The organism is Pseudarthrobacter sp. NKDBFgelt, from assembly GCF_046097905.1.
GTDB lineage: Bacteria > Actinomycetota > Actinomycetes > Actinomycetales > Micrococcaceae > Arthrobacter > Arthrobacter polychromogenes.
In genome coordinates this window covers 1-9,586 of sequence record NZ_JBJURL010000116.1, presented here as the reverse complement: position 1 = coordinate 9,586, position 9,586 = coordinate 1, and the positions used below count along the sequence as shown (strand labels likewise).

10 protein-coding genes are annotated in these 9,586 nt (G+C 68.9%); 4 read left to right on the top strand and 6 right to left on the bottom strand.

Annotated elements, in window-relative coordinates:
- On the top strand, positions 1-490 hold a 490-nt coding region (locus tag ACKAE7_RS19775; RefSeq protein ID WP_408980089.1), incomplete at its 5' end, for an ABC transporter permease subunit.
- A gap of 209 nt (positions 491-699) precedes the next feature.
- Here the strand turns inward: ACKAE7_RS19775 and ACKAE7_RS19770 are convergent.
- On the bottom strand, positions 700-933 hold the full coding sequence (locus ACKAE7_RS19770) for a DUF3073 domain-containing protein (RefSeq protein ID WP_050053419.1): 234 nt from the start codon (positions 931-933) through the stop codon (positions 700-702).
- Between the two features lie 272 nt (positions 934-1,205).
- Between ACKAE7_RS19770 and ACKAE7_RS19765 the strand changes: the two genes are divergently transcribed.
- Positions 1,206-1,865: a septum formation family protein gene (locus tag ACKAE7_RS19765; RefSeq protein WP_408980088.1), complete on the top strand. Its 660-nt coding sequence runs from the start codon at positions 1,206-1,208 to the stop codon at positions 1,863-1,865.
- A 48-nt stretch (positions 1,866-1,913) separates the two neighbouring features.
- Here the strand turns inward: ACKAE7_RS19765 and clpB are convergent, their stop codons facing one another.
- From clpB to ACKAE7_RS19740, 5 genes are all read right to left on the bottom strand, one after another.
- Positions 1,914-4,559: an ATP-dependent chaperone ClpB gene (gene clpB / locus ACKAE7_RS19760; protein ID WP_188812280.1), complete on the bottom strand. Its 2,646-nt coding sequence runs from the start codon at positions 4,557-4,559 to the stop codon at positions 1,914-1,916.
- A gap of 189 nt (positions 4,560-4,748) precedes the next feature.
- Positions 4,749-5,795 (bottom strand): sulfate/molybdate ABC transporter ATP-binding protein, encoded by a 1,047-nt coding sequence (locus ACKAE7_RS19755; RefSeq protein ID WP_408980087.1) that lies wholly within the window; start codon positions 5,793-5,795, stop codon positions 4,749-4,751.
- Positions 5,792-6,673, bottom strand: coding sequence for an ABC transporter permease (locus ACKAE7_RS19750; protein WP_408980086.1), 882 nt, complete (start codon positions 6,671-6,673; stop codon positions 5,792-5,794). Before ACKAE7_RS19750 ends, ACKAE7_RS19755 begins: the two co-directional genes overlap by 4 nt.
- Positions 6,674-6,728: 55 nt before the next feature.
- Positions 6,729-7,511, bottom strand: coding sequence for a molybdate ABC transporter substrate-binding protein (gene modA / locus ACKAE7_RS19745; RefSeq protein WP_408980085.1), 783 nt, complete (start codon positions 7,509-7,511; stop codon positions 6,729-6,731).
- On the bottom strand, positions 7,508-7,915 hold the full coding sequence (locus ACKAE7_RS19740; RefSeq protein WP_104186457.1) for a molybdopterin-binding protein: 408 nt from the start codon (positions 7,913-7,915) through the stop codon (positions 7,508-7,510). The genes modA and ACKAE7_RS19740 overlap by 4 nt, the downstream gene beginning before the upstream one ends.
- A 255-nt stretch (positions 7,916-8,170) precedes the next feature.
- Here ACKAE7_RS19740 and ACKAE7_RS19735 point away from each other — a divergent pair, with 255 nt between their 5' ends.
- Positions 8,171-9,040, top strand: a complete 870-nt coding sequence (locus tag ACKAE7_RS19735) for a DUF4031 domain-containing protein (protein WP_408980084.1) — start codon at positions 8,171-8,173, stop codon at positions 9,038-9,040.
- Positions 9,037-9,586: 2-phosphosulfolactate phosphatase (locus ACKAE7_RS19730; protein ID WP_408980083.1), on the top strand; the 550-nt coding region annotated here is incomplete at its 3' end. The genes ACKAE7_RS19735 and ACKAE7_RS19730, both read left to right, overlap by 4 nt.

Below are 9,586 nucleotides of genomic sequence, written 5' to 3'. Positions count from 1 at the left end.
CGCTGCCGTGGCGGTGGCCGCCGTCAGCTGGGCACCCTTGGCCGCGCACACGGCGGCGCTGGCCCAGGAGGCACGCGCCCAGCCCTATGTGCAGATCCTTCCGGTGCTGGGGGTGGGGAGGGCTCGGATCATGTTCCGGTATGTCCTTCCGGCGGTGGCATGGCCGTTGCTGCGCCACGCGATGCTCCGGCTGCCGGGGGTTGCCCTTGCGCTGGCGGCCCTCGGTTTCCTGGGATTGGGCCCGCAGCAGCCGACGCCGGAGTGGGGACTCATCCTGGCCGAGGGCATTGGCTATGTTGAGCGCGCGCCGTGGGCGGTGCTGGCACCTGCGTCCGCGCTCGTCCTGGCGTCGGTGGTGGCGGTGGGGCTGGCAGGAGCCGGACACGGGGCCAGGGTCACCGCCGTTAACAGTGCGGGAGCCGTCCCGCTGCCCGGGACAGCTCCGGTTCAGGCGCCGGAGCACGTGCAGGGGCCGGCAGGGGCGCGGTAGGCCTCCGGGGCAGCAGAAAGCCCGCTGCCTGCTCCGTTTCCGGTGCGGGCAGCGGGCCTAATAACTGAAGTCAGCCCCTGCGGTCCAGCTGGACCGGGGGCCGAAAAGAAGCGCTGCACTGGTCCAAAGACCAGGATCCATGCATTGGGTCCACTGGTGCTGCGGCGTCACCAGGGCTGCCCCGTTACGGCAGCAGCACCTTGCGACAACTAGCCGATCCGACGGGTGTCTACCTCGTCGTCGTCTTCTTCCAAATCATCCGCGTACTTATCCACATAAGCCGAATAGTCAGGTTCGACTGGCTCATTCGCATAATGGCTCGTGGCACGACTGCCCGGACCCGTCAGCTCACGCTGAAGTGCCGAATAGTCAGTGTTCGGGGAGTAGTACTTGATATCCCGAGCCTGCTTGGTAGCTTTTGCCTTTTGACGGCCGCGCCCCATGGCGTGACCCCCTTTTGTACTTGGACCGGAGGTGGTCACCTTGGCGTAGGTGAGGCCCCGGAATGTTTGGTCAATTTGTCGTACACCTAGATTACATGCTTTCGACTGCCCCCGCTTGCCACGTGCGGCGCCCTGGGGTGGCCTGGGTTACCATCAGGGCGCCAAACCGCGGGTTTCCCGCTTTTTTCTTCGGTAGAGTCGCTAAAACATCTGTTGATATCCGGGCAGCGGGCCGGCCCGCCGCTGCGCAGAGAACCAGGAGGATGCACCACGTGAACCACCAGGACGTCCCGCCGAAGCCGGCCTCGCCACCCGCCGCCGGCCTGCCGCGCGTGCCTGCACCCGCAGCCGAACCGGTCCTGCACCCCCGCATGGAACCGGAGGACGCAGCTCATTCCGGAAGGGTCAACGGGCGGACGCTGTGGATTGCAGTGTTCGCTGTTGTGCTGCTGGCCGTCGTCGGTTCCCTGGTGTGGCTTGCCCTGTGGCTGAACTCCAACCAGGAGCCGGGCGCCTCCGGAAGTGGTGCTGCCGGGGTGCTGGAAACCACGGTGGAGCCTCCCGCCACGGCGCTGCCGCTGCCCCGCGAGGGGGTCCCGCCGGCAGAATTCGCGCTGGGCGACTGCTTCAAGGATTTCGACCCCGAAGCACTGGCATCCACCGTGGTGGCCTGCGATACCGGGCACTCGGCCCAGCTGGTGGCATTGTTCCGGTACCCGGAGGGTGATTCCTACCCCGGCGCCGAGGCACTGAAGGCCAAGGCGCTAGAAGCGTGCCAGGCCGCCAGGCTGGGCCCGGCCGCCAACGACTACGACCTCAACTACGAGCGCAGCTTCCCGAGCACCACCAGCTGGGAATCCGGTGACCGCAGGGTGGACTGCTACGTGACGGCCCCCGGCGGGAACGTGATCAACGCAAGCGTGCTGCCCTAGCGGCCACGCCGCCAGGGCAGCACCCTGTGTGTTGCCCTTCCGGCCGCCCTAGTCCTTGCGGCGGACCGAGAGGCCGCTGCTGCGACCCTCTGCGGCAGGGAGGTCCGTTCCGGCTGCGGTGAGTTCCCCGACGTCCGCGGCCGTGTCCACCACTACCGTGTCGCCGTCGCTGATATCGCCGGCCAGGATGGCTTTCGCCAGGCGGTCGCCGATCTCGCGCTGCACCAGTCGGCGCAGGGGCCGGGCACCGTACGCGGGATCGAACCCGGAGAGGGCCAGCCAGGCCCGCGCACCTTCCGTGACCTCGAGCGTCAGGCGGCGGTCGCGGAGCCGGCGTCCCAGTTCGTCCACGTGCAGTTCCACAATGTGCGCCAGCTCTTCAACGGTGAGGGCGTCGAACAGCACCACCTCATCCAGCCGGTTCAGGAACTCGGGCTTGAAGGACGCATTGACGGTGGCCATGACGGCGTTCCGCTTGGCGTCCGGGTCCAGGGTCTGGTCCACCAAGAACTGGCTGCCCAGGTTGGAGGTCAGCACCAGGATCACGTTGCGGAAGTCCACGGTGCGGCCCTGCCCGTCGGTGAGCCGGCCGTCGTCGAGCACCTGCAGGAGGATGTCGAAGACCTCGGGGTGGGCCTTCTCCACCTCGTCCAGGAGCACAACCGAGTACGGGCGGCGGCGGACGGCTTCGGTGAGCTGGCCGCCTTCCTCGTAGCCCACGTACCCCGGAGGCGCACCCACCAGCCGGGCCACGGAGTGTTTCTCCCCGTACTCGGACATGTCAATGCGCACCATGGCGCGTTCGTCGTCGAACAGGAAGTCCGCCAGCGCCTTGGCCAGCTCCGTCTTTCCGACGCCGGTGGGCCCCAGGAAGAGGAACGATCCGGTGGGGCGGTTGGGGTCGCTGATGCCGGCCCGCGCGCGCCGGACAGCGTCGGAGACAGCAGTGACGGCCTTCGCCTGGCCGATCAGCCGCTTGCCCAGTTCCTCCTCCATGTGGAGCAGCTTCTGGCTCTCGCCCTGCAGCATGCGCCCGGCCGGGATGCCGGTCCAGGCGGAGATGACCTCGGCGATATCGTCAGCGGTCACCTGCTCGGCAACCATCTGCGTGGATTTGTCCACGACGGCGGCCTCGGCTTCCGCTGCCACGTTCAGCTCGCGTTCCAGGGCGGGAATCTCGCCGTAGAGGATGCGGGAGGCTGTTTCCAGGTCACCTTCGCGGGCGGCCTTGTCATAGGCGCTGCGCAGTTCATCCAGCTTGGCCTTGAGGTCGCCCACCCGGTTGAGGCCTGCCTTTTCGGCCTCCCAGCGCGCCTTAAGCGCGTTCAGCTCCTCTTCCTTATCCGCCTTGTCCGCCCGGAGTGCGGCCAGCCGCTCAATTGACGCGGCGTCCTTTTCGTCCTGGAGGGCCAGCTCCTCCATGGTGAGCCGGTCCACCAGCCGCTGCAGCTGGTCGATTTCCTCGGGCGCCGAGTCGATCTCCATGCGGAGCCGGGATGCGGCCTCGTCCACCAGGTCGATCGCCTTGTCCGGCAGCTGCCGGCCGGAAATGTAGCGGTTGGAGAGCGTGGCGGCAGCCACCAGCGCGGCATCCGCGATGGTCACCTTGTGGTGCGCCTCGTAACGCTCCTTCAGGCCGCGAAGGATGCCGATGGTGTCCTCCACGCTCGGCTCGCCCACGTACACCTGCTGGAACCTGCGCTCCAGCGCCGGGTCCTTTTCGATGTTTTCCCGGTACTCGTCCAGGGTGGTGGCGCCGATCAGCCGCAGCTCACCGCGGGCCAGCATGGGCTTGAGCATGTTGCCGGCGTCCATGGAGGAGTCACCGGTGGCGCCTGCGCCCACCACGGTGTGGATCTCGTCGATGAACGTGACGATCTGGCCCTCGGAGTTCTTGATCTCCTCCAGGACAGCCTTGAGCCGCTCCTCGAACTCGCCGCGGTACTTGGCGCCCGCCACCATGGATGCGAGGTCCAGGGCGATGAGGGTCTTGCCGCGGAGGCTTTCCGGCACGTCCCCGGCCACGATGCGCTGGGCCAGGCCCTCCACCACGGCGGTCTTGCCGACGCCGGGCTCACCGATGATCACGGGGTTGTTCTTGGTGCGGCGGCTCAGGACCTGGACAATCCGGCGGATTTCGGCGTCCCGGCCGATCACGGGATCAAGCTTGCCGGAGCGGGCCATGGCGGTCAGGTCCGTGCCGAACTTTTCCAGGGACTGGAACGTGTTCTCCGGATCCGGGCTGGTGACCTTCCCGTCGCCGCGGACACCCGGCAGGGCGGCGAGCAGCGCTTCATGGGAGGCGCCGGCGTCGCGCAGCAGGCGGGCCGCGGCATCGTTGCCGGCCGAGAGGCCCAGGAGGAGGACCTCGGTGGAGACGAAGGTATCGCCCAGCCGGTCCGCTTCCTCCTTGGCGTTCTGGATGGCCTGCAGTGCGGGGCGGGAGAGCTGCGCCTGCTGGCTGGAGCCGCCGGAGGTAGCCGGGAGTGCCTTGATGGCGCTGCTCGCCTGGACGCTGACGGAGTCCGGGTCCGCACCCGTGGCGCGGAGCAGCGCCACGGCGACGCCTTCGCGCTGGTCCATCAGCGCCTTGAGCAGGTGGGCCGGCTCAACCTGGGGATTTCCGGCCGTGGAGGCGTTCATAGCCGCAGCCGAGAGAGCCTCCTGGCTCTTGGTGGTGAATTTGACGTCCAAAGAGAGCTCCTTCCGGGGGCAGTTTTATTAACTTGAGTCTACTACGCTCAACTTTGGTTTTGCGCCGTTCCTGACGACTGTTTGCCTACAGCGAAACAGCTCCACGCGGCCGGCGACAGGGGCGACAGACCCTATTTCGGCGGGGCTGGTGCTTGCCCCCGATGCAGGACAGTCCCGCAGCGGACGATCCTACAGCGGGTAAACGGACACTGCTGCGGCTTTGACCACAAGGTGCACCGTCATCCCCGGCACCAGCCCCAGGTCCGTCAAAGCGGCCGGCGTGATGTCAGCCGCCAGCCCTCCGCCCCGCACGCGGATCTGGTCCCCATGCGGCTCCAGGTCCGTGACGGCCACCTCGAAGGAGTTCCGGGGACTGCCGTGCGCGTCGGTGAGGAATACAGAAACGGCCGACGGCGGGAACACGGCCACCGCGGGACGGCCGGCGGGGACGGGGTCCTCGCTGTGGCCGGCAATATGCCCGCGGGCGGCCAGGATGCCGTCACCGGCGGAGGTTCCCACCACAAAATTAAGTCCTGCCAGCCCGGCGGCGAAGGCGCTGCGCGGCTTGTGCAGGACCTGCCGGGTGGGGCCTTCCTCAGCAATCCGGCCGTTCTCCAGGATGACCACCCTGTCGGCGAGCATCAGGGCGTCCAGGACGTCATGGGTGATGATGATGGCCGGCCGGTCCGCGAGGACGCGCTTGAGCAGGCGCCGGAGCAGCGGGGCGGAATGGATGTCCAGGGCCGCCATCGGTTCGTCCAGGAGGAGGAGTCCTGGATCCGCGGCGAGAGCCCGGGCCACCGCCACTCGTTGCGCCTGCCCGCCGGACAGTTCGGCTGGACGGCGGCCCGCTAGGTTCCCGGCTTCAACATCGTCCAGCCACCGCACCGCCTGCTCCATTGCCTGGCGCCTCGGCGTCCCCGCGCTCCGCGGCCCGAATGCCACGTTGTCAGCCGCGGTGAGATGCGGGAAGAGCAGCGGCTCCTGGGCCAGCAGCGCTGTCCCGCGGTGGTGGGGGGCGGCCCACCGCTTCTCCCCGTCCCCCAGGTGGAACAGGGTCCGGCCGTTCAGCTCGGCCCGCCCCCTGTCCGGCCGTACAAGCCCGGCGATGACGGAGAGCAGGGTGGACTTGCCGGCACCGTTGGGACCCATCACGGCCACCGTTTCCGTGGCGCCCAGCGACAGACCAACGTCGAAACCGCGCTCTGCCACGGCTGCCTGGAACGAGAACGTCACGTGAGGGCACCGCCCGCCCCGGCAGCCGTCGTCGGCCGCTCGCCCGAAGCCTGCTTCCTGGCTTTCCCATCCGGGCCCCTGCCGCCGGGGCGCCGGTAGGCAAGGGCCACCACCGCGACGGCCACAGCCACCAGAACCAGGGAAAGCGCGACGGCGGCGTCCGGGTCAGTCTCGCGCTGCAGGTAGATTTCGAGCGGCAGTGTCCGGGTCACCCCCTGCAGGCTGCCCGCGAACGTGAGCGTGGCGCCGAACTCCCCGAGGCTACGGGCGAAGGAAAGGACCGCCCCGGATGCCAGCCCTGGCAGGACCAGCGGGAGCGTGACCCGCCGGAAGACAGTTCCGGGCGATGCCCCCAGCGTCGCCGCCACGGCCTCATAGCGCTGGCCGCCGGTCCGAAGGGCGCCTTCAAGGCTCACTACGAGGAATGGCAAGGCCACGAACGTCTGGGCCAGCACCACGGCAGCGGTGGAGAAGGCGATCTGGAGTCCCAGCACCTCAAGGGTGCTGCCCAACAGCCCTTGCCGCCCGAAGGTGTACAGGAGGGCGATGCCGCCCACCACGGGCGGCAGCACCAGGGGCAGCAGCACCAGCGAGCGGAGCAGCCCCAGCAGCGGAAACCTGCCCCGGGCCAGGACCACCGCGAGCGGCACCCCAAGAACAATGCAGAGGGCAGTACTGGCCGCCGCCGTGCGCAGGCTCAGGCCCAGCGCTGCGAGGGCCGGCGCGGACGTGACCAGCGGGATGAAGTTGGCCCAGTTGACCCGCGCCACCATCGCAGCGAGCGGGAGGACCACCACCAGGGCAGCCAGGACTGCCAGCGCATACAGCCAGCGGGGAACGCCGGTGTACGCCTGGCGGCCCGCGTGCCCGCCGGTCACCTGGCGCCCTTCACTTCACGCGCTGTCGCATGGTGCCCGGTCACTCGCTTTCCGGTCACTTGCTGCCCGGTCCGAAGCCGGCCGCTGCCAGGATTTCCTGGCCTTCGGGGCCGGCCAGAAGGTCCAAAAACCTGCCCGCTGCGGCTTTATTGCTGCTGCCGGCCAGCACGGCTGCAGGGTACGGGTTCACTGCGGCCCCTGCCTCCGGGAACGGGATGCTCTCCACCCTGCCGCCGGCGGAACGGACGTCCGTGACATACACGAGTCCTGCATCCGCTTCACCGGAGATGACTTTGCCCAGGACGTCCGTCACGGAGTTTTCCTCGCTGACCGGGCTGAGCACGGTACCGGTACTGTCCGCCACCCTGGCGGCAGCCGCCCCGCAGGGCACTTGCGGGGCGCAGGCCACGAGTTTGATACCGGCTTTTGCCAGGTCCGCGAAGGAGCGGATGCCTGCCGGGTTTCCTGGCGGGACTGCGATGGCCAGGGTGTTGGTGGCAAAGTCGCGCGGTTCGCCGTCCACCAGGCCGGCCTCCTGCACCTTTGCCATGGTGCCGGCATCCGCGGACGCGAACACGTCCGCGGGCGCTCCCTGGTTGAGCTGGGTGGCCAGGTCAGCTGATCCCGCGAAGCTGAAGGTGACAGTGGTGCCGGGGTTCTCCGCTTCGAAGCGTTCGGCAAGTTCGGTGAAGCTGCTTTTGAGGGATGCTGCCGCGAACACGGTCAGTGTGCTGCTGCCGGCCGCCGCGCCCCCTCCGGCGCAGCCCGCAAGCGCAGTGGCCAGGAGTACCGCCAGCAGGGCCGGCAGCACGGCGGCCAGCTTCCGGTTCCCCCTCACAGCGCCTTGCCCCGCGGCGTTTCGATGATGACCGTGGTGGCTTTGACCACCGCGGTGGCCACGGAGCCGGGTTCCAGCCCCAGCTCCCGCACGGCCTCGCTGCTCATCAGCGACACCACACGGAACGGCCCGCACTGCAGTTCCACCTGGGCCATGACCTTGTCCGCGGTGATGTTGGTGACCAGGCCCACGAAACGGTTGCGGGCTGAGCTGCCCGTGCGGTGGGGATCGTCCGGAAGCTGCGCGAGCTTCTGCGCATGCAAGGCCAGCTCCAGCCCGTCGACTGCCAGCCGGCCGGCGTCGTCCTTTACCGGGGTGAGGCTCCCGTTCTCCGTCCAGCGCCGGACGGTATCGTCACTGACGCCCAGGAACCGGGCCGCCTCAGCCACGCGGATAATCGTCATGCATTCAGTCTAATCCGCAGGTACGGATAGAAGTGCCGAATACTGCCGCATTACCGGAGGCGTTTGGTTACCGGGCGCCACTCCGGTGGGCTGCCGGATGGCCAGTGTTCCCGCCCCGGCGTGCGCTCCTGCCCGGTTGCCTGCCCGGACACGCCGGAACTGCCGGCGGGTCGGCGCCGAAACCGGCCGCCGCCACCACGTAACCGGGCGGGAGCGCACCCCCTCCGCGGGTTCCCGCCCAATTAGACTTCCCCCATGGCCATCTTCATCGACCCGCCGCTGTGGCCTGCGCACGGAACCCACTTCTCCCACCTCGTTTCGGATGAGTCGCTGGAGGAGTTGCACGTGTTCGCAGCCGCGGCAGGCATCCCGGAACGGGCGTTCGACGGCGACCATTACGACGTCCCGGAGCGCCGCTTCGATGACCTGGTGGCTGCCGGTGCCCTTCCGGTCGAAGCCCGGATCCTGGTCCGCACGCTGATCGCCAGCGGCCTCCGCATCCCCGCCCGGCGGCGCAACAAGTCGCTGAAGGTGCCGCTGCTGAACCGCTGGAACACCGTGATGCCCGGCCACGACGCCCTCTTCCTGGACCTCCTGGACCGCTGGAGCGAGCCGCACCGCCGGTACCACGGCTGCACCCACCTGCTGTCCGTCCTTGAATCCCTCGACCTGCTCACCGATCCTGCCGACCCGCCACGCACGGTCCTGCTGGCGGCCTGGTTCCACGACGCTGTCTACCGCGGGGTGGCCGGCCAGGACGAGGAGGAGTCCGCCCGCCTCGCCGAAGAGCGGCTGCAGGCGGCAGGCCTTCCGGAAGCGGAGGCTTACGAGGTGGGGCGGCTGGTCCGGCTGACCTCGGACCACCGCCCGGAACCAGGGGACGACGACGGCGCGCTCCTCTGCGACGCCGACCTCTCCGTCCTCGGCGGGGAACCTGTGGAGTACGCGCGCTACGTTGCGGCCGTCCGCCAGGATTACGCGCACATTGGCGACGCCGACTTCGCTGCCGGACGCGCCGCCGTCGTGCGCCGCCTGCTGGAACTGGACCCGCTGTTCCACAGCGGCAGGGCACAGGAGCTGTGGCTGGACGCCGCGCACCGCAACCTGAAAGGCGAACTGGCGTGAACGCATCCCCCTCCAACCCCCGCCACACCGTGACAGCAAGCGCGGCGCACCGGCAGCTGCCCTCCGCCGTCCGGATGGAGTGGGGGCTCGACGGCGCCAGGACAGTAGCGTCCGGTGCCGACCTTGCCGTGGTGGTGGACGTCCTGTCCTTCACCACCTGCGTCAGCGTCGCCCTGGACCGCGGAGCGGAAGTCTTCCCTTTCCCGTGGAAGAACACCGGTGCCGAGGACTTCGCCGCACGCCACGGCGCCCAGCTGGCCGGTCCCCGCGACGGGTGCGGGCTCAGCCTATCCCCCGCAAGCTTCCGGGCCGCGGCATCCCTGGACCGGGTGGTCCTGCCGTCGCCCAACGGCTCCGCACTCTGCCACGAACTGGCCCGCGAGGTCCCCCTGGTAGCCGCCGTGAGCCTCCGCAACGCTGCCGCCACCGCCGAGTGGGCGGCCGCCAACCTCTCCGCGGATGCCGTCAGCGATCCGGCTCCTGTAATTAGCGCGCATTGGTTGGCAAGTTCACGCATTATGCTCCTTCGAGTGTGGTGGAGAGGTG

Bases quoted from the DNA above. Each gene is read 5' to 3' on its own strand.
- ACKAE7_RS19770 (WP_050053419.1), bottom strand. From the start codon at position 933: ATGGGGCGCGGCCGTCAAAAGGCAAAAGCTACCAAGCAGGCTCGGGAT.
- ACKAE7_RS19740 (WP_104186457.1), bottom strand. From the start codon at position 7,915: ATGACGATTATCCGCGTGGCTGAGGCGGCCCGGTTCCTGGGCGTCAGT.
- ACKAE7_RS19735 (WP_408980084.1), top strand. From the start codon at position 8,171: ATGGCCATCTTCATCGACCCGCCGCTGTGGCCTGCGCACGGAACCCAC.